This is a genomic window from Prevotella herbatica (genome assembly GCF_017347605.1).
Lineage (GTDB): Bacteria > Bacteroidota > Bacteroidia > Bacteroidales > Bacteroidaceae > Prevotella > Prevotella herbatica.
This window is the reverse complement of sequence record NZ_AP024484.1, coordinates 687,569-713,620: the sequence shown is the minus strand read 5'-3', so window position 1 is coordinate 713,620 and position 26,052 is coordinate 687,569. Positions and strand designations below refer to the sequence as shown.

Below are 26,052 nucleotides of genomic sequence, written 5' to 3'. Positions count from 1 at the left end.
TTTATGAATTCTATAACCTTATTTCGTCATAGGCGCTGGAGAAGGACTAGCCATCTCGTTTGGTGTAGGGGCGGTGCTAGGTTGTGCTGGAGCTTGTGTTGGTTGTGAGTTTGCTGGAGCACCACGCATACCGTTCATAATCTGTTGGTTTTCAAGAGCTTTTTTGTAATAGTCCTTAACATATTGGTCGTTCTTGAAATTATCAGTAGCCTTACTCATAATGTCTTCTATCCACGGTGTTAGTTCTGGATATTGGTATCCAATAGTTACCATGAAGAATACACCAGGACCAAGAATGTTATCAAAGTTCTCGGTAACGAAACTAGTAATCAAATTATCTTCTTGTTGAGATAAACGTGCAGCTTCCTTATTGAGGTTGGCATTTACGATATTCATGTTTCTACCGTTCATGATAGCTTGGTCATGCTTATGAACAAGTTCGTTTTCAAGGCTCTTCATTTGGTTATATTTATTGAAGAACTTGAATAATTTATCATTGAGCGGAGTTCCGGTTACGGTTTGCTGTGTATTGTCTATCTTGATGTTAATGTCGCCATCTTCAATAACTAGAGGTAAAACGCTTTCGTCATCCATGAAGATGTTTGCCATTCGTACAGAGTCGAAGGCTCCTTGAAAGTGGAATTGTCCGTGTACCACATCACATGAGTCTATAGTTTTGAATTCATTGTTTTTTAGAACTTTCAGATATAGCATTCTTCCATCAAGGTTAGATACATTTGATGTGCCGATTACATTATATGATTTTCCACATGACGTTAGCGTTAAAGCTAGTAGTGATATAATTGGATACAAAAATTTAATCATAAACAGTTTTCCTTTTTCTTTAAAAGCAAAGATAACATGTATAAGTGAGGTTCGAAAAAAAATTCATGCTATTTAAATTATATAACATAACTTTTATGTTTTTTTCGTAATTCAGATACGTGCTTTCTTTGGATACTATATATTAGAGTTGTTTTTCTTTTCTTTCTTTATTTCCCATTCAATTCTGTGCGTGGTGTATATTTCCAATATTGCGGCAATTAGCAGAAGTACCACCCACTTATTATATATATAAGAAAAATAGTCTAATGAATTGCTGAATGCTGGACGTATGAATCCATATACATTATCTACCATAAGAATCCCTGAGAATATGAATACCATATCAGCTAGATTCATTATGTTTTTCAATCTGCGAATGGTTATGTTATTTCCTTGGTATTCCTGCATCATCTGCATTGTAGCAAACAATACTGTGCCAACAAGGAACAGCCAACTTGCTATTTGCTGCTCAAACATAAAAACGAAGCAGCCAATACCGATAACCATCAATATGCCGCCAAGCAGAAATAAAATGCTTTGTAACTTACTCTGTTGTTTCATTATTAGTATTTAAAGGCTTCTCGTCATCACTAAGTACATAGATATCTTCATCATCAGCTTTCATGAAATAACGTTCACGTGCAATCTTTTCGATAGTCTTCGGATTTCGTCTTATCTCTCTCAGCTGTTTAGAGTCATCTTCATACTGTTTGTTGTATTTCTCGATATCGCTCTGCAAATTACTTATCTGCAGCTCAAGTTGGATACGTCTCATAAAACTGTTCTCGTCGATAAATCCAACGATGAGAACAGCGAGCAGCGTCACTACAAGATACTTATAGTGAGCGATAAACCCCCATACAACACCTAAACGACTTGCCATATTTATATTATTTGTTTGCAAAGATAATAATTTTTGCTATCTTTGCATCATCAATTATAAAAATAATGGAAGAATATATTGTTTCTGCCAGAAAATACCGTCCAATGACATTCGACTCGGTTGTCGGGCAAAGCGCACTCACCACGACATTGAAAAATGCTGTTAAAGGTGGAAGACTTGCTCATGCATACCTTTTCTGTGGTCCAAGAGGTGTCGGAAAGACTACTTGTGCACGTATTTTCGCAAAGGCTATCAACTGTGAACACCCACGCGAGGATGGTGAAGCTTGCAATGAATGCGAGAGTTGTAAATCTTTTAATGAGCAACGTTCCTATAATATCTTTGAACTTGATGCAGCCAGCAACAACTCTGTTGAGAATATCAAGGCTCTGATGGAACAGACTCGTATTCCGCCGCAGATAGGACGTTACAAGGTTTTCATTATTGACGAGGTTCACATGTTGTCTACAGCAGCGTTTAACGCATTCCTTAAAACTCTTGAGGAACCGCCTGCTCATGTTATTTTTATTCTTGCAACAACAGAAAAACATAAGATTCTGCCGACAATTCTTTCACGCTGTCAGATATATGACTTTGAACGTATGACGGTTTCCAATACTATAAATCATCTTAAAAGCGTTGCTGACAAAGAGGGGATTAAGTATGAGGAAGAAGCTTTGAGCGTAATTGCAGAAAAGGCTGATGGCGGTATGCGCGATGCTTTGTCTATATTTGATCAGGCTGCAAGTTTCTGCATGGGAAACATAACTTACCAGAAAGTTATAGAAGACTTAAATGTTCTTGATTCTGAAAACTATTTCAAAGTCGTGGATTACTCTCTAACAAATAAGGTTAGTGATATTATGCTTTTGTTGAATAACATCCTAGGTAAGGGATTTGATGGTGGAAATCTTATTAATGGTTTAGCTAGTCATGTGCGTAATGTGCTTATGGCTAAAGACCAACAGACTTTATCGTTACTTGAGACAAGTGAGCAACAACGCCAGAAGTTTTATGAGCAGGCTCAGAAATGTCCTGTAGATTTTTTATATAAGACACTGAAAATTCTTAATCAATGTGATATAAACTATAAGCAAAGTAGCAACAAGCGACTACTAGTTGAAATTTCGCTTATTCAGGTGGCACAGATAACACAGCCGGATGATGATTCGGCAAGTGCGAGGCGTAGCCCTAAAAGATTAAAATCCCTGTTTAAGAACCTGATTTTATCTCAGCAAAAGGCAGCATCGCAGGTAGCTGCCGCTAAGAGTCATGCCTTGTCTCCAAGAGACAGGAATAAAGAGGTTACTCAGGAACCTCAAGAGGAAAACGTATCTATAGTAACAGCTTCTGTACCCGATAATAGTTCCGATTCGCTACAAAGAGTATCGGGAGCGGCAAGGCATAAGGTAAAGTTGAATAATATAGGCTTTACATTTAAGTCTGCTAGAACCAAAAAAGAAGGACAAACTGTAGATTCTGACGAAAAATATAGAACCAATAAGGAAGAAGTTGGTCACTTCTCACAAGAGGATTTGGAAAGATGTTGGTTGGGCATGTGCACTAGAATGCCACAAACATTGAAAGGTATAGCTTCTCGTATGAAGAATATAACTCCTATAATTTCAGATTATCCAGTGATAGAAGCGGTTATAGATAACCAAATCCTATTAAATCAGATTGATGAGATTAAGCCGCGAATAAGAAAAACACTTGCTGGTGATCTTCACAATGGTAATATAAAGATAAAACTCAGGCTGGCTGAAGCCGCTGAGGTAAAGCAAATAATGTCTAAACGCGATGTTTTTGAGTCTTTAAAGAAAGATAATGACTCGTTTAGCAAACTATGTAAGAATCTAGAACTTGATCTTACATAGTGTTGTGGTTTCTGTTTTACAGAAATTACATGTATAAAGTTGTTTTAGTTGTAGACTTCACTCTACCAGAAAAAGTTTTTTTAATGTCACTAATGTTATAATGTCACAAACCCTTTGTTTATAAGGGTTTAACGAGTGACATTAAGTGACATTATCGGGGTAAAAGTGACATTAAGTTCAGGATTACACTTGTTTTTTGCGTTTTTTCCCCAATTATGCTATTTGCATAATACATACTTTTTGTAGATGTTAAGTTTAAAATGAACTTAAAGACAGATTTCAAAACAGCATGAATAGATTCTAAATCTGCACTGTAAATATAAATACACGTGAGAGAAAACGTTTGAAATCTGTAGATCTGTTTACAACTTTAGAAAATAAGAAATTACCCAAATTATCACAATAATTGGGTAATTAGATTACCTCAGTGCGTGTGTAAACCGATTACCCAACGTGGGTAATCGGATTACCTAACGTGAGTAACTTGATTACCTACGTTGGGTAATTGAATTACCCGACGTGAAAAAAATTATTACCCTGTACATGTAAACACATTATTATCAATAATATGTTAAGATAAGAATGTATACTACACAAGAAACACAATGAAATCTGCTAATTTAAGTATCATGATGATTCCAACCATTATGAATTGTCTCAGGTTGAAAAGTACCAATACAGGCAAAGCATATTTGGTAAAAAATCGCCAAAAACAGGTGTGATTTGCAGTTTAATGTCACTTTTACCCCGATAATGTCACTTAATGTCACTCGCTAAACCCTTATGAATAAAGGGTTTGTGACATTATGACATTAGTGGCATTGAAAAAACTTTTTCTGGTAGAGTTCCGAACTTATTTATGGAGAATCTCATCCCTTAAATTTACGGAAAACTAAAACAGTTTCGTTTTTTTATAATATTTGATATTACTATATTTAAAAAATAATCGGAATAATCTAAAGATTTAGATTATCCCGATATTCATTATATCAATAATTATCAAATAAGTGGCATTCCTAAACTTTCGCATTCGCTGCGCATATCTTCAGGCCAAATGCTAGCCTGTATTTCTCCGATATGTGCTTTATGAAGCATTACCATGCAAAGACGGCTTTGACCTATACCTCCACCAATGCTTAGAGGAAGTTTTCCTTCGAGCAATTGCTTGTGGAAATATAGTTTTTCGCGATCTTCTTTACCTTCAAGTTTTAATTGGCGTAATAACGCTTCTTTATCTACTCTTATACCCATAGAACTCAATTCGAATGAACGTTGGAGAACAGGATACCAGATAAGAATATCACCATTAAGACCAGCTTTTCCATTCTCAGCGATTGTACTCCAATCATCATAGTCAGGAGCACGACCATCATGTTTCTTGCCATCAGTCAATTTTCCTCCAATTCCTTCAATAAATACGGCACCGTATTTCATACATATAGCATCCTCACGCTCTTTAGGAGATAAGTCTGGATACATATCAATAAGATCCTGACTGTGAACGAAGTGAATCTCACTAGGAAGGAATGGCTTTATTTCAGGATAGGTTTCACATGTTAGGTATTCTGTTCGTAATATTGCGGCATATATGCGTCTTACTACGTCTTCTAGGAATGAAATTGTGCGCTGATCTTTTGTTACAACAGCTTCCCAATCCCATTGGTCTACATATAGTGAATGAAGGTTATCTAATTCTTCGTCAGCACGAATCGCATTCATATCAGTATATACACCATATCCTGGCTCAATATTGTATTCTGCAAGTGTAAGTCTTTTCCATTTTGCAAGAGAATGGACTACTTCTGCTTTTGCGTCGCCTAAATCCTTTATTGGAAATGTAACAGCTCGTTCAACGCCATTAAGGTCATCATTAATTCCAAGACCTTTCAAAACAAACAGAGGTGCCGTAACACGGCGAAGTCTTAGTTCGGTAGAAAGATTCTGTTGAAAAAAATCTTTTATAAGTTTTATACCTTGTTCTGTCTGCTTCATGTCAAGAAGCGCCGTATAACCATCAGGTTTTATCAATTTGCTCATCTCAATAAGTTTTATTTTTCTTATATGCTTGCAAAGATAAGAAATATTAATTATATTGCAAGTTATTTGCTCATTAATTTTGCAAAAAGAAAGTTATTTTTGTTGTTTCGTTGCTATTTGATTGTTGTTTAGCGTTCTTTAGGGAAAAAGCTTTTTAGTAATCCGTCACATCCGTCTTCAATTAAGTCAAGGGCTAGTTCAAAATCAGCAGATCCGCCATAATATGGATCTGGAACAGAGTCGTTTGAATGCTGATTAAAGTATTGGGACATACGTATTACCTTTGCAAAGTCTGACTTCGATTTAGCCATGCTTGTTATTATGCGATAGTTTTCTTCGTCCATCACAACAATATAATCAAACTTGTTAAAATCATCAACTTTAAATTGTCGTGCAAGATGATTTATATTATATCCACGTTTATCTCCATGTGTTCTCATTCTACTGTCAGGTAATTCTCCTACATGCCAGTCTCCTATACCTGCAGAATCTACGACAAAGTTATTTTCTAATCCATGCATAGCAATCATTTTACAAAAAACTGCATGAGCAGCCGGTGAGCGGCATATATTTCCTAGACATATAAAAAGTAAATTTACTTTGGATTCTTGTTTTGTATTCATAATAATATATATTCAATTAGAGTTGCAAAAATACAAAAAATACATTTTAGATAAGCACAAATTATTAATTAAAAATAGGTGTACAAAAAATCCACATTCATTAGAATCGCTATTCTATGAACATGGATCACATTTTCTCGACTAATAAATTTTAACTTATTTACAAATGCCGATTTTCACAAACCAAAGCAGATGAATTTACTTCTAATTAAATTTAAAATTGAATTTTTCAATTGCAATTTTAGTGTTTTTATTCTATAACGGACTTATCAAGACCATAAAAAGACTTACCACCACACGTTATTTTAACGTAAGGTAACACTAAAAGTAAAAAATAAACTTTTTTTTGCACAAAAACATTTGTAAAATTAGACTTTATTCTTAGCCCTGAATTCTGAAGGGGTTACACCAAAGCGTTGCTTAAAAGCACGGTTTAAGGCAGGTGGGTTTGAATATCCGCAAGATAAAGCAAGCTCACTAACCATACGATCTGTTTTTATAAGCTGCTGAGAAATGTATAATATTCGTTTCTCACTTGTCCATGCTGATAATGTAGTTCCAAGTTCTGAATAAATATAATCTCTTAATTCGTTTTTGTCAACACCTAAAGCTTCAGATACAACTTCCAATGTGGGATTACTTGTGTAGAAAGGGTTGTTAATGTGCTGTCCCATGAGTTTTTCTAATCTTCCATGAATAACATTATTCATTTTGGATAGTTCTAAAGAGTAACGAATAAAATTCCTATATATAATATATGTACGTACAATCATTATTGTCATGAATATATTTGTTAGTATTCTCGGTAATAACGATGATAGGAAATTATTGGCCATCATCCATACGAATAATATCAAGTATATTGCAATGTCAATAATTTCTGCACGACGCATAGACAGAACTTTTTCTGTTGTTAATTGTGTAAGATTTTTGCGAAAATAAAAATAGGAGTCTATAATTATTCCTGTCATGAGTATATATCCAGATATCATAATTCCTATCCACACGAGTCTTGCTATAAAAACTGCAAATATGAGTCTGTGGTCTTCGAATATACTTGATAGTGTGTAAATTTTAATATAATTACCTGTTATAAGTACAAATACGTGTACTAGCAACAATACCACAGGATATTGAAAAAGAAATAGCCAGACAAACAATTTCTTATGATAATTGCGCCCAAAATAAGCAGCAGAGAATAGAGTAAATATGATAAAAGTTATATATAGAAAGCTTATAGGTTCGGTTGCAAACTGTTCTGTGCCATTTCTTGAACATATATTGAATGTTGATAACACATATATTGCAAACATAATAAAAACTGATATAAAGAAACGTCTACGAAGCTGAAAATGTTGAAAATTCAATCGCTGTGCCTTACCATACATAAACGTTATGATAAAGAATATAGTTATTAGTAAGATAATATTAGTAACGTAGAAAGTAGTAATCATTTTGTATTATTTTAAATTTTACAAAGATACAGCAAGACAAACACAAAACAAAATAAAAAATGTATTTTTTATCGTTGAGGCTTAGCCTCTTTTCACTAAATGTGAATTAATCGTAATTTTTTGATAAGCAAAATACAACAAGGTGTGTTTTGTTTTCTTGTTTCTATATCACATAATACAGAAATATTGTGCAAATAAGGTCAAAACGTTACAGTATGAAAACATACCAAACTTCCATTTGTATTAATAACTTAGTATAAATGCACCTGAAGTTATGAAACCCACAAATATATCTTAATCTTTTGGACATTAGGGATTTTATTTGTAATTTTGCAAAACAGTAGGTCTCGTAGCTTAGTTGAATAGAGCGTCAGATTCCGGTTCTGAAGGTCATGGGTTTGAATCCCATCGAGATCACTTTTTGTTAGAGTGAGACTACTGATTATCATTATTTTATGGATGTTTTAATCTGCATTTATATAAATATCCGAAAAAATATGTATATTTGCATTTCAGAAGCTCACATTAAGCGAGACGTTAAAGATTAATACACAATTAAAGGCTTATATTCTATTCAATTATATGGAATTAACTGAAAGATTTATTAATTACACAAAGTTCGACACACAGTCTAGTGAGGACTCAGACAGTGTCCCTAGTACGGCGAAACAGATGGAGTTCGCCAAGTATTTAAAACAAGAGCTTGAGGACGAAGGACTCTGCGACGTAGAGATGGACGAGATGGGTTACATCTATGCCACCCTAAAGGGTAATACCAAGAAGGAGACACCTACTATCGGCTTTATATCTCATTATGATACAAGTCCCGATGCAAGCGGAAAAGATATCAAGGCTAGGATTATAAAGAACTACGATGGAAAGGATATTGAACTATCTCCTGGTATAGTTTCTTATACATCTAAGTTTCCTGAGCTGAAGGAGCATGTTGGTGAAGATATAATTGTCACAGACGGAACTACTCTTCTGGGCGCTGACGACAAGGCTGGTATTGCTGAAATCGTACAGGCTATGTGCATTTTGCGCGATAATGATGAGATTAAGCACGGAGACATACGTATTGGGTTTAATCCTGATGAGGAAATAGGTCTGGGGGCACATCATTTTGATGTAGAAAAGTTTGGTTGCGACTGGGCGTACACTATGGATGGAGGTGATTTGGGTAACCTTGAATATGAGAATTTCAACGCAGCTGGTGCTAAGGTATATATAAAAGGTGTAAGTGTTCACACAGGATATGCAAAGGGCAAAATGGTTAACGCCAACAGGTTGGCTTGTGAATTTAATAGTATGATTCCTGAGACTGACATTCCTGAAGCAACAGAAGGCTACCAAGGCTTCTATCATTTGCTCAATATTGATAGTCGTACAGAGAGTGCCAAACTTAGCTATATTATTCGTGATCATGAGCGTGAAATGTTTGAAGACCGTAAGGACTTTATGGAAGATTGCGTTAAAAAGATGAATGAAAAATATGGTGAGGGTACTGTTAGTATTGAAATTCATGACCAATATTATAACATGAAGGAGAAGATAGATCCTAATATGCATGTTATTGATATCGTGCTAAGGGCGATGCAAGAAAGTGGAGTCCCACCAAAAGTGGAGCCTATACGTGGTGGAACTGATGGAGCACAGCTTAGTTTCCGTGGACTACCATGTCCTAACATCTTCGCAGGTGGCGTGAATTTTCATGGACCTCATGAGTTTGTTTCTATTCAGGTAATGGAAAAGGCTGTTGAAGTAATTACCAAGATTTGTGAAATTACGGGTACATACAACGATTAAATATTATTCCCGACTTTCTGGATAATTTATGAAAGTCGGGAATGTGTTATATTTATGCTACCTGTGTTCTTATTATTAGTATGATTCCACGATAAAAACTGAAAATACCGAGATAATATGGCTGAGATACCAAACTTAATAAATGACCTTGCGCTGATACTTATTGTAGCAGGAATAGTTACTTTGGTATTCAAGCGACTAAAGCAACCTATTGTATTGGGATATATAGTCGCAGGATTTCTTGTTTCACCTCATATGTCATATACAATGTCTGTAATTGACAAGGCAAGTATACACACTTGGGCAGATATCGGTGTTATGTTTTTATTATTTTCCTTAGGACTTGATTTCTCGTTTAAGAAAATACTTAAAATGGGCATGGCGCCTATAATCGCGTCAACAATCATAATCTTTTCAATGGCAACATTGGGAATGCTTGCAGGCTATGTCTTCAATTGGAGCAGGATGGACTGTATGTTCCTCGGCGGTATGCTTGCTATGTCGTCAACAACAATAATATATAAGGCTTTTGACGATTTAGGATTGCGTCAACAACGTTTTGCATCACTTGTAATGAGTGTGTTAATAATAGAAGATATTGTCGCTATTATTATGATGGTTATGCTGAGCGCACTTGCTGGTGGTAATAATCCTGATGGTGGGGTGATGATAGGTTCAATCGTTAAAATCGCATTTTTCTTAGTCTTGTGGTTTGTTGTTGGTATATTTCTCATTCCTTTATTTTTTCGTCATACTAGGAGACTTATGACAAATGAAACGATGTTGATTGTTGCACTTGGTTTATGTTGTCTAATGGCTGTTTTGTCAACAAAAGTAGGATTCAGTAGTGCTTTTGGAGCGTTTGTTATGGGAAGTATCATTGCAGAGACAGTTGAGGCTGATAAAATTATTAAACTCGTAGAGCCTGTAAAAAATCTTTTCGGAGCTGTATTTTTTGTATCTGTAGGCATGTTGGTTGACCCTAAAGTCCTTGTTGAATATGCTGTACCAATAGTAGTGTTGGTCATGGTTATACTATTTGGACAAAGTATATTTGGAACTTTCGGCTTTATGTTGAGTGGGCAACCTATGAAAACTGCAATGAGGTGTGGCTTCTCAATGGCACAGATAGGTGAATTTGCATTTATCATTGCTTCTTTAGGACTCTCGCTTGGTGTTATCGGACGGTTTCTTTATCCAGTTGTTGTTGCAGTATCTGTAATCACAACTTTTATCACTCCTTATATGATTCGGGCTTCGGAACCATGCTATTTTTACTTGGAAAATCATCTGCCCAAGAAATGGGTCCGTAGAATGAAGCATCTTGGTAAAGCGCATATTAATACTGAAGAAGAAATTACCGATTGGAGAAAATTATTACGTAAGATGTTAATCAATACTGTTATCTATGGCATCTTATCTACAGCTGTTATAATATTAATGTTTTCGTTTGTACTTCCATTGTTTCGTCATTTATTTGGTCATTGGATTGGTAATGCTGTTTGCGGAGCTATTACAGTGTTAATAATATCTCCATTTTTGCGTTCAATGGTGATGAAAAATCTACGTAGTAATGAATTTAAAAATCTTTGGACAGAAAGTAGATTGAATCGTCTACCTTTGATCTTTACGGTTGTAGTGAAAGTTCTTGTGGCTTTAGGGTTTATATTCTATATATGCAATTATCTCACACGCTTCAAAGATGCACTTATGGTTTGTATTGCATTATTCATGCTAGCGTTAATGGTACTTTCGAGAAACCTTAAGCATGAAAGTATAAAACTAGAGCGACTGTTTATTAAAAATTTACGTTCTAGAGAAATTGCTGCGTGTGTAACAGGTAAGAAACGTCCACTTTTTGAGGGACATCTTCTTGAGCGAGATATTCATATAAGTGAATTTGGTGTTCCTGAGGATTCCACTTGGATAGGGCGTTCTCTTAAAGATCTTAAATTTCGAAATAGATTTGGAGTACATGTAAGTAGTATCTTGCGTGGATCATTGCGTATTAATATACCTAGTGGTTCTGATATTATATTTCCTGGAGACAGAATTTTTGTAATAGGTGATGATGAGCAGCTAAATGATTTCCGATTAGCTATAAATCATGAACTTATTCCTGAAGATCCTGATATAGAAAAGCGCGAAATGAAACTAAGAAAAGTTATCATTTCTGCTAAAAGTTCGTTTATCGGGAAGACACTTAAGGAAAGTGGTATTCGTGATAAATATAACTGTATGGTAATTGGTGTTGATGAAGGAGAGCAAAACTTGTCGTTAATTGATCCTGTACGTAAATTCGAAAGAGGAGATGTTATTTGGATTGTTGGTGAGGAGGACTCTTTGAAGGAATTGCACAAACTGACTTGATTTGTTACATTGAATGCCTTTGGGGATTATCCATTTTTTAAAGGGAAATCCCTACTCATTAATATGGAATTTATTTTTTAAGATATTTATATTTGTGTTACATTTGCAACATAGAAATAAACCAAATTATAATAACTTAAAAAAATACAGCTTATGAAACGCCTTACTACAATATTGACATTGATAATAACAGCTTTGTTGTCTTTTACTTTTACTTCTTGTGATCCTGATGCAGAAGTTGCATACTACATGGATGGAACTTGGAAAGGTAATATTTATGTTAGTTCTGAATACGATGGAATGGTTTATAAAGCAGCTTATTCAGAAGTAGAGTTCGACAGTGGGTATAATTCTGGTGACGGTTACTGGATCGACTATTATAGCAACTCTCCTTATGATTATGTCGCAAATCATATCACTTGGGTCGTTCGTGATCAGAATATATATATATACATTTTAGAGAAGAAAACTCGGATATAATAATTTATGATTATAAAATAAATGATTCTTTGTTCTCTGGATATATTCAAACTAATGACGGAACAAGAGCTGCTTTCAGCTTGTATCATACATCTTCTCTAAACTGGAATAGTTACAGATATGGTTTTGACTCTTATGCAAAAACTCGTTCAAATACGTCAGTTGATGTTCCGAAGAGAATGTTTATAAAATAAGAATATATATAAGATAGAAAACTTTTAAAGACTTCAAATATGAAAAAGCTAATGAGAATAATAATGTTGCTTGCTATCGCTGCAACTGCAACGCTTTTCGCAAGTTGCGATTCTGGTAATGATAATTGGTATAATGACAACAATAATAATCAGAACACCAATAACAATACATCTGACAATACATTGAATGTCCTTGCTAATACTCTTCGTGGACATTGGGATGGGAAAATGATTTATGAATATACAGAGAACGGTATTCGCAAGCAGGCTGCATTTGATGCTCAGATGGAATTTGACCAATATGATGCTACGTCAATCAGCGGAAGAGGCGTTGAAAATGATGTTTCTGGTGATCAAAGTCAAGAACTTAAATTCTCTTGGTATATTGATAGTAAGACTGGTGATATTTATATTACTTATGATGCTAGTAAAAATCAATATGTAATAACATTCGGCAGTAGTAATATTCAGTCTTATCTAGACTCTAAGTCTTTCCACGGAACAATGAAGGGCGTGAACAACGATGAATATTTAGACTTTGACTTCAGTCGTTATACTTACGCTAAAGGTTATACACCTACATTTACTCGTGCTGCTATGACTCGTGCAATGGGAGTTATAATGGAAAACAAAATAGTAAAGGGTAGGAGGTAATTCAATACAAAAAAAATAAAACAGGGATAAAGCACAATGCTTTATCCCTGTTTTATTATATATTGGTGCATGGTGATTATAACCCCCATGCAGTTTTTACTTTGTCTACGCTTAAACTTTCAACTTTATTTTCAATATCATCTGGTAGATTGCAAAAGAAGTCAATACCAGTCTTTTGCTCCAAATCATCAATGTTTACAACGAAGTTTGCAACACCCTTGCTTCTTTGGTCTACATCTAGGTGTTCAATCCAAAATCCCATAGCCTTATAACCACCATTTGCTTGGTCTGAATTCTTTGCTAATACAGCCATGAAGAAATAACGAGGAACGATAAAACCACTCTTTGTTTGGTCCACAATTTTGTCATCGCTATCAATAGTGCCACCTTTGCAAACATATAGAGTATCTGCACTTGAAGCCCAACCTCTTACTTTAGCCTCCATGTCGCTCCATATCTTTTCATTCAGATTTCCAACTTGTGGTTGCATGTTGGTCATATAGAAAGTTTGCTCATTGGCATCTTTGGAATATACTCTGTCTTCTGAAGCGCATATATGTCCTCTTTCATAGAAACTTCCTATTCCTTTATAATAACTTCCGCTGAATTCACCTGTAACATTTGGTTGCTCAGATTGAGGAACTGCTGGATCCTTTTGAAAAGGGTCACCTCCCCATGATGTTTGTCTCCAGTTACTGCGACTCCAGTTTTTCACATTGTTACTCTTGTATACCTCAAAACAAGACCAGCGTTGTGATCTTAATGTATGATCCCATTCCGATGCGTATGTCATTCCATAAGCAGAAGTTGAGTGAACAATAACTTCACTTGTTCCACCTTTAACCCTAGGGAATTCCAATCTGGATATTTCTTTAGGCTGACTGCTTGAAATTGTGTTCTTGTTTACATTGGTAATGTCACTGGTACTTCCATTACCGTCATCAGTAATGCTCTCGTTACTACCACAAGAAACAAGGAAGAGAGTTGTGGCAAACAAGCTGATAAAAAAATGAATTTTTCTCATACGTAATATTTTTAAGACGAAAATGCGCTCGAACGTATATGCAACTACGTTCGAACGCACTCTATTAATATATACTTGTAAAAGGATATATTTACTTCTTCAACTTACCGTAACGGTTCATGAAGCGGTCAACGCGACCTGCTGTATCAACAAGTTTGTTCTTACCTGTATAAAATGGGTGAGAAGTACTTGAGATTTCGACCTTTACAATTGGGTAAGTTTCGCCTTCAAATTCTACATTTTCGTTTGTCTTGCAAGTAGACTTTGTAAGGAACATATCGCCGTTGGACATATCCTTAAATACGACGGGACGATAGTTTTCTGGATGAATACCTTTTTTCATTTCGTTTAAATATTATTGTTTGTAATTTTGTTATCTACGTAACAGGCTGCAAAATTAATCAAAATTTTGCAGCCTGCCAAATATTTAGATAAGTTTTTGGAATTTACTTACTTTGTGTAAATGTAAAATCGTCTATAAGTACATCCTTGCCTGGTGACTTTGGATTCATAACAACAAGGCAAATCGTTGTTTCTGCATCAAGCGTGAATGAGTATGTTACTTCTACCCATGTAGAGGGAGTCAAGTTGTTGACATAAGAACCATAGACATAGCTTCCTGCTTTGTTGTCACTTGAAATAGGAACATATCCAGGAGCGACAGAACCACCATCTGCTGTTGCTGCTTTTGCATAAAATTTCATTGTATATGTTCCAGCACTTAGCTTCATTTCTGTATATCCTAGGCGTTTATTACTAGAAGTGTTACCTGCAACTAATACAGAGTACTTGCCTCCGTGCGCATCAGTGCTTTGGCTAAGAGTTGCGCTACTTGCGGTTGATGTAGATTTCCAGTTGGTAGGAAGATTGTCTGCCCAAGTTTCAAAATCACCATTTGTAAAGGCTGAAACTCCAGTTCCGGTTCCACCACCAGTCTCGCCACCAGTTGATGTGCCATCACCAGTTACAGAGATAAGAAAGTTATTCTTGTCCATTTCTGGCTTGCCATTAAAATCTTTAATAACACCGTAAACTTCAACAGTCTGACCAATCTTCAAATCATTAGCAGAAGTGAATTGTACACTATCTTTATTTAGACCAGAGTAAATTTGTAATTGTGAAGTTGTTGTTCCGTCATCAGATATGTAATATGTTAAGCTGCCATATTTAGAATTAAATGTAGGAGCGGTAGAAATGATACCCTTTACATAAACAGGAACTGTAGGTGGACCGGCATTAATAACGTCAATAGCTTTTGCTACATTATATGGCTTATCAATAGAGTTATCATTTACTGTTGTAGGAGTATATGTCTTTCCATTAAGAGTGTTGATATAGTTACCCTGCATGAATTCATAAGTGCCCTTGAATGCACCAATCTTACCAACAAGAACAACATCGTCACCAACTTTGATTTCATTAGCAGACTTGAATTTCTGGTTTCCGAAAGCATAACCACGATAAACGATTAGCTGACCAGTAGATGTTCCGTCGTCTGAAATTTTGTAGTATGCATTACCATAATTTAAACTGACAGAGTCTACAGAAGAGATTTTACCCTTTACATAAACGGTTTGGTCTAGACCAACGCCAGCTTTGATATAGTTGTTTGCGTCAGCCACTGTATATGGATCATCAACAGTACCTTGACCGGTGTATGTGGTTGTACTTCCACCGTTTGTTGGTTCACTGTAAGGCATTGGAACATCTTCACAACTAGTGAATGTCATGGCTGTAATAGCCAATGCGAATAATGAATAAATAAACTTTTTCATATATTTCCTGTTTTTTGTTTTTACTGTTTTAATAGCAATTTAATTTGCATTTTCTACATCACTTGCTTTGCGGATGATAACCTGCCATTTATTATTGTAGCGAGTGAAAATACCTGTAATATTAACCTTACTTGAAGGAAGTTTCTCAGCAGCGAAGTCTGCATAAGTACTAGTTCTCACAACAATGTTATAACTGCTCAATCCATTTAAAGCACGTTCACAACAATTGTTGTTTACTACATCTTCCTTGTTACTGTAGACTTTCTGCCCACCATCAGTAAATGTAACTCCCTTTATAGTCATCAGTTTTCCTGCATTGTCTGTGAGATATTGAGCATCTTTCAAGCTAGCTTGATTGAATTCTGTAGATACAGCTGTTACAGTCTTACCTGTATATTTGAATTGCTGATTCCAAAAGAGTTTGCTCATTCTTCCGACAGAAGTTTCACCCTTTGCACTGAGATATTTGTCTCCGATTTGAGGTTGCATACCATAGCATCCAATGTATAACCCCTTAAGGTTTACAATGATTTCAGTTCCTATAGGAAGATATCCATTAATACCACCCTCGTTGATACCAACAAGTATAGCACCTGTTCCGTCTTCAAGAGAAATCTGACTGAATAAATTGCCTTCAATATCGTTACCTGTAACATAGGCCTTTATCTGAATGTCATCTGTTACAGGAGCGTAGCCATAAGCTTGAGATAAAGTAGACTGATATTTCGCTTTAACTTGTGCTATGGTCATAATGTTTGTCTCAGGAACAGCTGTGTTTCCTCTCTGATAACCCGTAGGCTCGTCCCAGTTGCCGTCCATACATCCTGTAAAGAGTGTGCAGACAAGAGCTAACATTATATATTTAATATTCTTCATTTCTTATGGGATTTAAATTAGAATCTATATGCTATTTGTAGCATTCCGTTAGTTCCGTAAATATAATACTTCTTAGGGTTCTTTGAGAATCTGTAGCAACGGTCGCTAGTGCTACCGTCGTTCTTTAGAGAGTAGTCACTACGACTTTGCTCGTAACCACCTGTTACAATCTTCTGGTTGTTAAGAATGTTAGTAACCATTAGGTTTATAGACAGACTGCCTTTCTTAAGGCGGATACTTTTACCGATTGTACCATCAAGCATGAAACCACCTTTTCCCTTATCTTGTGGAGAAACGATATAGTTTCCTTCATTGTCAACACTCTTCTGATTTTTCAAAGGAGTCTGATAACGATAGTAAGGAGAGTAGCTCAAGTAGATGCGGTCATAATAGTTTCCGTTAAGGTCTATATACCATCCACCCTGATGGAAACTCAAACCGAGACTACCAGCAGTCAGTGGTGTTCCGCTCTCACGCATGTTTTCAACAAGAGCTATATCGTCTACGTAAGTACCCTGTGTTGAATTCATATAACGAACTTTTGCGTTGCTAATGTTCTTAGCTTCGCTGATAGTACCAAGAGCCTTTAAGTCAAGGAATGATGTTAATTTGAAGTTAAGTCCAAGTTCTGCACCATAATATTCCTTGTTCAAACCTGTAAGTGAATTATAAGAGAATGAGTTGATATCATCAAAATAGAAACAAGTCCATTCTGTTGCGTTATCAATACGGCTGTAATAACCGCTTAAGTTAGCATGAAGCCAAGAATTATTGAACTGATAAGCAAGTTCGCTGCTGAATATGCGCTCGTTCTTAAGATTCTGAACGAAGTCGTTGTTCATTTCTGGAGCCTGGAAGGCAACATTAGCAGTAGGAGCTTTGTGCTCATAACCAAGACCGAGAGATATTACGCTTCCATGGCTAAGATCAATTGATCCGCTGAATTTAGCACCACCAGAAAGGAAGTTAGCAGTCTTACTCTTGCCGTAAGAATTGTCTGCAAACAATCCGTTGCGCATCTTGCCGTCACGGTTCATTCCGTCGTAACCAATCTTTGCAGCTATGCTATAATGAAGAATTCCGAAAGTCTCAGTATAGTTACTCCATATATTACCCTTTATTACGTTAAGAGTATAGTCGTAACCAAACTTGTCTCCCTCTTTAATAAGTGCGTTTGGATGATTTAAATCATATTGGAGATAATCAGAGCCAATAGGGTATGTACCAATAGCATAAGTATTTATGTTGTGGAATGTATTTGCACCGAGAAGGTCATCCATTGTCTGATAATGAAAACCTTTATTAGCTATGGCTGCAAAACCGAGGTTCCAAGTACTCTTGTCTGTTAAGTGCTTTGTGAGTGCAGAGGCAAGTGTTACATTTAGATTGTTGCTATGACGTTTCTGTACGTAATACATAGCGTCTACACCTTCAGTATTTACATTCTGGTTGGCTGCGTAAAGACGATCCCAATTAATCTGGCGGTTGGCTTTGCTGTTGCTCAACCAGTCGTAAGCGCGTTGCCAATCAGCAAGAGCTTGTGGTGTCTGATATTGAGCGTTGCTTCCCCATACATCATAAAAGCTACTAGGTAGACTCTTATAGTAATCAGGAGCTGGGTTGTCAGAATTGTTATAGTTCAACTTTGTGCTTGAATACATACTGTATTTTCCAAGTACTGTTGTTGTGAGTTTTGTCTTGTTATTTATGTTCCAGTCCCAAGTGAAGAGAGCAGAAGGAGCGAAATCATTAACTACACGAGAGTTACGCTTCTTTCCATTCTGATAACCCCAATAAGGATTATATTGGTTATCATTTGCAAGCCAGTAGCTTTCGTCAGTAGCTGCACCTTGTGTAGCACGCTCTGTAGGATTGCCCCATGTGGCAAATGAGAAACTATGTTTTCCAAGAAGTTTCTGTACACCGAGAAAATAAGATAGTGAATTATAGAATGTGCCCTCTACATATCCACGATTTGCCCAACGATAAGTAAGGTTTCCACTGAAAGCCCAGCCTTTAGCGTTGAATCCGCTGCTGTATGAATACATACCACGTAATGTATAATTGCGGTTTGCACCTGCTAAACTTATACGGTGACCTGCTGCCATACTTCCACTACGGAAATTATAATTATTGCTTCCCCCCATATCAGTCATTCCATAGTTGTTGCTCTCAAATGGAAGTGAGAAATCAACATTGCGTGTCATCTGGTTTAGACCACCAATAGATGAAAAACTGAATTGTCCACGTTCTACGTCGTTAACAGGGGCGCCGTTAATATAAATATCGTTATACTTTTGGTTGAAAGCGCGATAACGAAAGCGGACCGGTGAAAAAAGATAACCAACCTCGCTGGCATACGCATTAGTGTTAGAGTTAAGGATGGTTACATTTTGACTCATGTTGTCATCCTCACCCAACTGTGCTTCTGTAAAAGTGAACGCATTCTCGTCTAAAGCCTTTGCCTGTTGCTGAGAATTGTTGTTATTCTGAGCGAGCGCAAGAGACGAATAGCAGAGCGCGAACAATGCTAATTGGAGCTTCTTTTGCATAGTTTGATGTTTAATAAATATTAATAGTATTTTGCAAAGTAACAAAATAAAAATTAAATTAAAGAGAATTTTAAGTTAATTTTTTTAGAACATACATATACATTAAATAAAAATGTGTATATTTGCAGTTCATGCGCCTTTATTTAATAGGTATTGGCTAAGGTTATTAAAATAATATTACATTCTTTATTATAGATGAAAAAGCAATTATTAATATTGGCAGTTCTGCTGATTAGCATTACAGCCACAGCGCAAAAGAAGTTTTCTGTTTACGCAGTAGGTTTTTACAATCAAGAGAATTTGTTTGATACATGTCATGACGAAGGCAAAAATGATTACGAATTTCTTCCAAGTGGTTCTTATCATTGGGATGGATTGAAGTATTCTCATAAGTTACACAACATGGCACAAGCGCTTTCTGATATGGGAACAGACCTCCTTCCGAATGTTGGGTGCTCTGTTATTGGGCTTAGTGAGGTTGAGAATGACAAGGTGTTGACCGATCTTACAAATCAGCCAGAACTAAAGGCTCGCAATTATAAATATTGCCATATTGAGGGACCTGATATGCGTGGTATAGACTGTGCTTTGCTTTATAATCCAAAGATGTTTAAGGTGGATAATATGAAACTTGTACCTTATGTACAGAAAGAACTCAAGGACAGTAGTTATAAAACACGTGGCTTCTTAACTATTAGTGGCAAGTTGGCTGACGAGCATGTTGTATTCATCGTATGTCATTTACCTAGTCGTTTTAATGGTTCCGCATATCGTGAGTGGGGCGCAACTCAGGTTAAGGCTGTCAAGGATTCACTTCTTAAAGAAGATCCAAAAGTTAAGATCATGATAATGGGTGATATGAATGACGACCCTACAGATAAGAGTATGCATGTAGCCCTTTCTGCAAAGGAAGATATTGATATGGTAGGACCTGATGATATGTATAATCCTTGGTATAATGTTTTAAAACAAGGTACTGGTACATTGATGTATCGTGGTACCTGGAATTTATTTGATCAGATAATCTTGTCACCAAACCTACTTAATAAAGGTGATAACAAAGGATTCTCTACATTAAAATTCTGGAAGAATAAGATTCAGCGTATGCCTTATCTATTCCAGACAGAAGGACAATATAAGGGAAGTCCTAAACGAACAAGTGCTGGTGGTGTATGGCTTGATGGATATTCAGACCACTTGCCAGTATGTGTATATCTTGTTAAAGAACAGGCAAATTGATAGAAACACATCCTTTTGAACCTTGGTTGCCGAGCAATGCAAAGTTGCTGATGCTCGGTACCTTTCCACCAGCAAGTAAGCGCTGGTGTTTTGAATGGTATTATCCAAATTTTCAAAACGATATGTGGCGTATATTTGGATATCTTTTCTTTTCAGATAAGATGCACTTTGTTGATGCAGAGAATAAAACTTTTCGTCTTGAGATGATAAAGACTTTTCTTGCCGAAAAGGGAATTGCGATATTTGATACAGCATTGCAAATACGTAGAACAAAAAATACGGCATCTGATAAAGATCTTGAGATAGTGCAGCCTAGTGATCTTGACGCTATGTTGAAAAGTTTGCCAGATTGTAAGGGGGTGCTTACTGCGGGACAATTAGCTACCGATATATTCATGCGTCATTACAGTATAAAAGAAATGCCGAAGATGGGACAGAGCGCAGAGTTCGTGTTCGATGGCCGGCCAATGAAACTATATAGAATGCCAAGCAGCAGTAGGGCTTATCCTATGCAGTTGGAAAAAAAGGCAGAGTTCTATCGTGTGATGTTTGATGAACTTATTTAGCTTCTGCCACAAAATTACAATAATAACATTATAATGGACGATAAAATTACTATCATCGGCATTGCTGGTGGAACAGGAAGTGGAAAGACCACTGTTGTAAGAAAGATTGTTGAGGCGTTGCCACCGCATTATGTGGCTGTTGTTCCACTTGACTCATATTACAATGACACTTCACACATGACTGAAGATGAACGTCACGCTATAAATTTTGACCATCCTGATGCATTTGACTGGAAACTGTTGAATAAGCACGTCAACGACTTGCGAAACGGAATAGCTATAGAACAACCTACATATAGTTATCTGCTTTGTAATCGTTTGCCAGAAACAGTGCATGTAGAGCCAAAGCCTGTGATAATTATCGAGGGTATTATGACCTTGATAAACAAGAAATTGCGTGATCTTATGGATCTCAGAATATTTGTGGACTGTGATCCAGATGAGCGACTTATAAGAAATATCCAGCGTGATACCATTGATCGTGGACGTACAGTTTCAATGGTTGTTGAAAGATATTTGAAGGTGTTGAAGCCGATGCACGAACAATTTATTGAGCCGACAAAACGTTATGCCGATCTTATTATTCCGCAAGGAGGAGAGAATATAAAAGGTATAGCAATATTATGTAAATACATCGAGGGACTTGTTCCTCATGAATGATATTAATAAAGCAGAAGAATGTAATCAGTCTTCTGCTTTATTATTTTTTAATTCAGAATTTTCTTTTCTGTAGAATTGCTTTCTGCAGTTTATAGCTTTAAGTGCATTTATGCATTCAACCACTCCGTATAGCAACATACACCATCCTATAACGAAAAGAGGAGCTGTCGCAATGGCTGTTGGATAAACTATTGCTATGATACCTACAATTAATATCACAGAAGGCATTATCCAGTAGTAGAAACCTACAGATGCATACTTTGATGTATTGGCAAGAAATATGAATTGGCCTATAGCACCGATTATGAGTACTCCTGATATAATGTATGTCAGACTGGTGATGAACATATTTGTCATTAATGCCAATATAACTCCAAGTAACAGACTAGCTACTCCTAAAATAGGGAAATGTGGTTTTGGACCTCCTGATATTAATTTACCCTCAGCATCATAAACTTCTGGTTTATCTGATAGTTTCTTTGTTGACACATATTCGGCAATAGACAAGATGCCAGATATGAAAAACAATATTCCTATTGCAATAGTTATCCAAGTCAATGTCTGTTCACGATATTGAATTAGTAATATGCCTATTATAATAGCACATATAGCACGAAAAAAAGAGCTTTGGAATATTTTCATAACATATTAGTTTTCTGCAAAGTTACAAAAAACTCTTAATTCCAATGCTGAAAATGTCTTCTTTTTTGTATTTTTGCATTCAAAATATTTAATATATGACTACATTATATTTAGTTCGTCATGGCGAAACTGTTGATAATGCTGCCCAAATCCTTCAAGGACAGTGTCAGGGGCAACTTAATGAAAAAGGTATAGAACAGGCTAAAGAGGTTTGTGAGAAGATGAAGAATTGTGATATAGATGCGTTTATATCTAGTGATTTGAAACGCTCTTATGATACATGCAAGATAATTGCTGCTCCACATAATAAGGAAGTAGAATCAACTTCGCTTATCCGTGAGCGTGACTGGGGCGATTTCACAGGTAAGTTTATTCCTGATATGCAGGATGCAGAATGGCCTGATAATGTTGAAACGCTAGAAAAGATGAAGAGCCGTGCACGCAATTTCCTCACATATCTTAAAGTTACGTATCCTGATAAAAAAGTGCTTGCTGTTGGACATGGCATTATTAATAAGGCTATACAGAGTGTATATTTCAATAAACCTATGAGCGAAATAACAAAAATGGGAAATGCTGAAGTTAGAATACTGATGTTATAACATTATATAATAAAAGAATGGCGTAGTTTGCATTGCAAGCTACGCCATTTTTTGTTATTATCTATTTTTATCTGTGGCCTCCGAATACACCTCCGTGACTTTCACTTTTGGTGTTAGATGAATTGCCACCTCCGAAACTGCGACTTGGAGTGCTATTGCCTCCACCGAATGAACGACTTGGAGTATTACTTCCACCGAATGAATGGTTTGAGTTTCCACTACCAAATGAGCGACTAGGAACGTTTTCACTGCCTGTGGAACGGTTACTGTTGTTATTAGAACGCTCGAAAGTGCGGTTTGGAGTAGCTAAATTGTTTCCACTTCTAGAGCCTCCGAATATACTGCTACCATTAGGTGCTGTTGTTCTTGTACTACTTGGGCGGTTGCCAAAAACTCTGTTTGGTCTATTATCGTTGTTGTTTCCGAATGTATTATTGTCATTATTTCCGTTATTGCCATTATAAGCGCGGTCATTTCTGCTACCACCGAATATGCGATTATTGTTGTTACCTCCAAACGTGCGGTTGTTATTAAAAGAACCGTTATTAAAAGAATCACGCATGCCTACATATCTCTTGCCTCCTCGCATGCTGTAAGAGCGTCCGTTGTACCAACTTCTTCCGCCGTTTACTCTCCAGCTATGTCCACCACGATATACAGCATAGAAATCTGGACGACCGAAATAGTAGTAATCACGATGTGGATAGCGTGCATATATTCTGAAATGCCAGTAGCCACCATCATAATAAATAGGATTGTAGAAATAGTTTACGCTGCAGTAAGTGCGATATTGCCAGTCTAATAGTATATAGCTCAAATCCATATTACGCTGTGTCCAGTAAGAACCATATATATCATCGTAATTGTTAATACTCATAAGATAGTCTAGGTTTACCTCATAAGCTGCCTCATACTGTTCATCTGTAAGATTCAACTCATAGGCCATCTTATCTGTTAGAAAAAGTGCCTGTTGACGAGCCTGATCGTAACTCATTGCACTAGCTGAAACTGTTATTGTAAACAGTGCTATCAGGGCTAATATAAACTTTTTCATAATCGTATTTTTTAAAATTGTTATTACCTTGTTACTTCTTAAATCAGAAAGACTTAATTCGTCTTATCTTCATGGTGCAAAGATATTATAAAATATATGGTATTTAAAAGGATTTTCCCTAAATAGAGAGAGGAAAATCCCTAATGTTTGAGATAGCCACATCTTTTCTCATTGCGTTTTCAATGCTAATGCCTTTTGGATTGATGCAGACAATATCCTTAAATCCTGCATTAATGAGCTTATCCTTGTCATTTATCTTACCTGTAATCAATAGTGTTGGTATACCAATGTTTTTAGCTCTACGCATTATCACATACGGAAGTTTGCCCATAAGTGTCTGTTTGTCGCTTGAGCCTTCTCCTGTAATAACGAAGTCTGCATCTTTGGCTATATTTTCAAAGTTAATCAAGTCCAGCAGTAAATCGGCACCTGATTTCATTTCGGCATTCATGTATTGCATGAATGCATATCCAAGTCCTCCTGCTGCTCCCGCACCAGGCTTGTTGCTGCAGTCATACCCAATATGCATAGCTGATACTTCGGCAAATTTTATAGCACGTTTTTCAAGAACGTCAATCATACTTTCTGTTGCTCCCTTTTGACGAGCAAAAACATGCGCAGCTCCGTTTGATCCACATAGAGTGTTAGTTACATCTGATGCTATAATGAATTCGCATTTCTGGATAATATCTCTTATATCATCAAAATTACCTTTGGCGTTGAATGATTCAATAAGTGCTTTCAGCATTCCTATACCACAGTCACTTGTTGCACTTCCTCCAAGTCCTATAATAAATTTTCTGCATCCATTCTTAATAGCTGAGGCTATGAGCTGACCAACTCCGTATGATGTCGCAATAAGTGGATTTCTAAGTTCGGGCTCTATCAACGTCAGTCCACATGACTTTGCTACTTCTATAATAGCAGTACCGTTATCCGTTATGCCATATTCAGCAGTGATGCGCCTCATCATGGCATCTCTTACGCTAACAGTCTCTTTCGTTGCTCCTAGTGCCTTGCAAAATGCATTGAGCATTCCTTCTCCACCGTCAGAAACAGGTATTGTTGTTATCTCCGCTTTGGGATGATGTGAAACTATGTTCTGATATACAGCTTCGGCAGCCTCTTCTGATGTCAGGCAACCCTTAAATGAATCTATGGCAATAATATATTTCATATTATTAAATCATTCTTATTAAAATTTCCTTCCAAACACAATCTTAAGGAAAGTCATTCCTAATATTTTTATGTCTAGTATCCAACTTCTGTGTTCAAGATAATAAAGGTCAAGTTCCAGTCGTTTAAGCATCTTTTCAATCGTGTCTGTGTACCCATTAGCAAGTGTGGCGTAGGATGTTACTCCTGGACGTATTTGATAAAGATATAAATATCTGGAGTCCTTTTCCATAATCTTGTCGATATAGTATTTTCTTTCAGGACGTGGACCAACGAAAGACATATCGCCTTTAATTACGTTCCAAAGTTGTGGTAGTTCGTCTAGATGGTGGTGCCGAAGGAACTTTCCTATTTTGGTCATTCTGCTGTCATCCTTATGCTTCGTAAGCTGTGGACCATTTTTTTCTGCATTCACTTTCATGCTTCTGAACTTGTAAATGTAAAATGGACGTCCAAATCGTCCTATTCTTTCCTGCTTGAAAATAGCAGGACCATGATCTTCTCTCTTTATTGCAAAATAACAAATGATGAATAGGGGAGAAAATAGTATGATACAGATTATGGCGACAAGAAAGTCAATTAAGCGTTTAGAGTCGCGCTCAATTTCATTCATACCATCAGCGATGTAGCCATAATTTAATATTGTCATGAATTTTATCTTGTAGTAACTAGTTAATATAAAA

Annotated in this window: 24 protein-coding genes and 1 tRNA gene; 10 read left to right on the top strand and 15 right to left on the bottom strand. The window is 36.4% G+C overall.

The features are described from left to right. Positions 1 to 18: 18 nt before the first annotated feature. The 3 genes from prwr041_RS02735 to prwr041_RS02725 all read right to left on the bottom strand — a co-directional run bounded on the left by prwr041_RS02735 (position 19) and on the right by prwr041_RS02725 (position 1,708). Positions 19 to 825, bottom strand: coding sequence for a DUF4369 domain-containing protein (locus prwr041_RS02735; RefSeq protein WP_207154796.1), 807 nt, complete (start codon positions 823 to 825; stop codon positions 19 to 21). A gap of 135 nt (positions 826 to 960) precedes the next feature. Continuing rightward, positions 961 to 1,386, bottom strand: a complete 426-nt coding sequence (locus tag prwr041_RS02730) for a hypothetical protein (RefSeq protein ID WP_207154795.1) — start codon at positions 1,384 to 1,386, stop codon at positions 961 to 963. Beyond that, positions 1,370 to 1,708 (bottom strand): FtsB family cell division protein, encoded by a 339-nt coding sequence (locus prwr041_RS02725; RefSeq protein WP_207154794.1) that lies wholly within the window; start codon positions 1,706 to 1,708, stop codon positions 1,370 to 1,372. Before prwr041_RS02725 ends, prwr041_RS02730 begins: the two co-directional genes overlap by 17 nt. Before the next feature lie 65 nt (positions 1,709 to 1,773). Here prwr041_RS02725 and prwr041_RS02720 point away from each other — a divergent pair, with 65 nt between their 5' ends. After that, the gene (locus prwr041_RS02720) at positions 1,774 to 3,585 is read left to right on the top strand and encodes a DNA polymerase III subunit gamma/tau (protein ID WP_207154793.1); all 1,812 of its coding nucleotides are present in this window, start codon (positions 1,774 to 1,776) and stop codon (positions 3,583 to 3,585) included. Positions 3,586 to 4,584: 999 nt separating this feature from the next. Here prwr041_RS02720 and asnA read toward each other — a convergent pair. The 3 genes from asnA to prwr041_RS02705 all read right to left on the bottom strand — a co-directional run bounded on the left by asnA (position 4,585) and on the right by prwr041_RS02705 (position 7,558). Further along, positions 4,585 to 5,622: an aspartate--ammonia ligase gene (gene asnA / locus prwr041_RS02715; RefSeq protein ID WP_207154792.1), complete on the bottom strand. Its 1,038-nt coding sequence runs from the start codon at positions 5,620 to 5,622 to the stop codon at positions 4,585 to 4,587. Between the two features lie 128 nt (positions 5,623 to 5,750). Beyond that, positions 5,751 to 6,245 carry a low molecular weight protein-tyrosine-phosphatase gene (locus prwr041_RS02710; RefSeq protein WP_207154791.1) on the bottom strand — a complete coding sequence of 165 codons (495 nt, stop codon included), beginning with the start codon at positions 6,243 to 6,245 and terminating at the stop codon, positions 5,751 to 5,753. 368 nt (positions 6,246 to 6,613) lie between these two features. Beyond that, a complete protein-coding gene (locus prwr041_RS02705; RefSeq protein ID WP_207154790.1) occupies positions 6,614 to 7,558 on the bottom strand; it encodes a helix-turn-helix domain-containing protein in 945 nt (314 codons plus the stop codon). A 484-nt stretch (positions 7,559 to 8,042) separates the two neighbouring features. On the opposite strand from prwr041_RS02705, the gene prwr041_RS02700 reads away from it, so the two are divergent. The 5 genes from prwr041_RS02700 (at position 8,043) to prwr041_RS02680 (ending at position 13,203) form a co-directional block, all read left to right on the top strand. Further along, positions 8,043 to 8,116: transfer RNA gene (locus tag prwr041_RS02700), tRNA-Arg, on the top strand. A 165-nt stretch (positions 8,117 to 8,281) separates the two neighbouring features. Continuing rightward, a complete protein-coding gene (gene pepT, locus prwr041_RS02695) occupies positions 8,282 to 9,505 on the top strand; it encodes a peptidase T (protein ID WP_207154789.1) in 1,224 nt (407 codons plus the stop codon). Positions 9,506 to 9,622: 117 nt separating this feature from the next. Further along, entirely contained in the window at positions 9,623 to 11,875 is a 2,253-nt protein-coding gene (locus tag prwr041_RS02690) for a cation:proton antiporter (RefSeq protein WP_207154788.1), read from the top strand. A 153-nt stretch (positions 11,876 to 12,028) separates the two neighbouring features. Then, positions 12,029 to 12,355, top strand: a complete 327-nt coding sequence (locus tag prwr041_RS13745) for a hypothetical protein (RefSeq protein ID WP_317194521.1) — start codon at positions 12,029 to 12,031, stop codon at positions 12,353 to 12,355. A 233-nt stretch (positions 12,356 to 12,588) separates the two neighbouring features. Then, positions 12,589 to 13,203, top strand: a complete 615-nt coding sequence (locus prwr041_RS02680; protein ID WP_207154787.1) for a hypothetical protein — start codon at positions 12,589 to 12,591, stop codon at positions 13,201 to 13,203. Between the two features lie 76 nt (positions 13,204 to 13,279). Here prwr041_RS02680 and prwr041_RS02675 read toward each other — a convergent pair whose 3' ends face one another. The 5 genes from prwr041_RS02675 to prwr041_RS02655 all read right to left on the bottom strand — a co-directional run bounded on the left by prwr041_RS02675 (position 13,280) and on the right by prwr041_RS02655 (position 19,430). Further along, complete coding sequence (locus prwr041_RS02675; protein WP_207154786.1) at positions 13,280 to 14,227, bottom strand: DNA/RNA non-specific endonuclease; 948 nt, start codon at positions 14,225 to 14,227, stop codon at positions 13,280 to 13,282. 91 nt (positions 14,228 to 14,318) lie between these two features. Continuing rightward, positions 14,319 to 14,570 carry a type B 50S ribosomal protein L31 gene (locus prwr041_RS02670; RefSeq protein WP_018463660.1) on the bottom strand — a complete coding sequence of 84 codons (252 nt, stop codon included), beginning with the start codon at positions 14,568 to 14,570 and terminating at the stop codon, positions 14,319 to 14,321. A gap of 103 nt (positions 14,571 to 14,673) precedes the next feature. After that, on the bottom strand, positions 14,674 to 16,002 hold the full coding sequence (locus prwr041_RS02665) for a hypothetical protein (protein WP_207154785.1): 1,329 nt from the start codon (positions 16,000 to 16,002) through the stop codon (positions 14,674 to 14,676). A gap of 39 nt (positions 16,003 to 16,041) precedes the next feature. Then, a complete protein-coding gene (locus prwr041_RS02660; RefSeq protein WP_207154784.1) occupies positions 16,042 to 16,878 on the bottom strand; it encodes a DUF5689 domain-containing protein in 837 nt (278 codons plus the stop codon). 17 nt (positions 16,879 to 16,895) lie between these two features. Further along, positions 16,896 to 19,430 (bottom strand): TonB-dependent receptor, encoded by a 2,535-nt coding sequence (locus tag prwr041_RS02655; protein ID WP_207154783.1) that lies wholly within the window; start codon positions 19,428 to 19,430, stop codon positions 16,896 to 16,898. A gap of 195 nt (positions 19,431 to 19,625) precedes the next feature. Between prwr041_RS02655 and prwr041_RS02650 the strand changes: the two genes are divergently transcribed. Genes prwr041_RS02650 through udk form a run of 3 tightly spaced genes read left to right on the top strand, consistent with a single transcriptional unit; the run spans position 19,626 to position 21,895 of the window. Next, a complete protein-coding gene (locus prwr041_RS02650; protein WP_207154782.1) occupies positions 19,626 to 20,669 on the top strand; it encodes an endonuclease/exonuclease/phosphatase family protein in 1,044 nt (347 codons plus the stop codon). A gap of 50 nt (positions 20,670 to 20,719) precedes the next feature. Further along, positions 20,720 to 21,235: a uracil-DNA glycosylase family protein gene (locus tag prwr041_RS02645; RefSeq protein WP_237072329.1), complete on the top strand. Its 516-nt coding sequence runs from the start codon at positions 20,720 to 20,722 to the stop codon at positions 21,233 to 21,235. Positions 21,236 to 21,268: 33 nt separating this feature from the next. Next, positions 21,269 to 21,895 (top strand): uridine kinase, encoded by a 627-nt coding sequence (gene udk / locus prwr041_RS02640; protein WP_207154780.1) that lies wholly within the window; start codon positions 21,269 to 21,271, stop codon positions 21,893 to 21,895. Positions 21,896 to 21,919: 24 nt separating this feature from the next. Here the strand turns inward: udk and prwr041_RS02635 are convergent, their stop codons facing one another. Continuing rightward, complete coding sequence (locus tag prwr041_RS02635; RefSeq protein WP_207154779.1) at positions 21,920 to 22,537, bottom strand: HdeD family acid-resistance protein; 618 nt, start codon at positions 22,535 to 22,537, stop codon at positions 21,920 to 21,922. A gap of 95 nt (positions 22,538 to 22,632) precedes the next feature. Between prwr041_RS02635 and prwr041_RS02630 the strand changes: the two genes are divergently transcribed. Further along, positions 22,633 to 23,139, top strand: coding sequence for a histidine phosphatase family protein (locus prwr041_RS02630; RefSeq protein WP_207154778.1), 507 nt, complete (start codon positions 22,633 to 22,635; stop codon positions 23,137 to 23,139). Positions 23,140 to 23,206: 67 nt separating this feature from the next. On the opposite strand, the gene prwr041_RS02625 is transcribed toward prwr041_RS02630, so the two are convergent. The 3 genes from prwr041_RS02625 to prwr041_RS02615 all read right to left on the bottom strand — a co-directional run bounded on the left by prwr041_RS02625 (position 23,207) and on the right by prwr041_RS02615 (position 26,018). Next, a complete protein-coding gene (locus prwr041_RS02625) occupies positions 23,207 to 24,193 on the bottom strand; it encodes a hypothetical protein (protein ID WP_207154777.1) in 987 nt (328 codons plus the stop codon). A gap of 118 nt (positions 24,194 to 24,311) precedes the next feature. Next, the gene (locus prwr041_RS02620) at positions 24,312 to 25,370 is read right to left on the bottom strand and encodes a glycerate kinase family protein (protein WP_207154776.1); all 1,059 of its coding nucleotides are present in this window, start codon (positions 25,368 to 25,370) and stop codon (positions 24,312 to 24,314) included. A gap of 18 nt (positions 25,371 to 25,388) precedes the next feature. Next, complete coding sequence (locus prwr041_RS02615) at positions 25,389 to 26,018, bottom strand: sugar transferase (protein ID WP_207154775.1); 630 nt, start codon at positions 26,016 to 26,018, stop codon at positions 25,389 to 25,391. Positions 26,019 to 26,052: the final 34 nt, after the last annotated feature.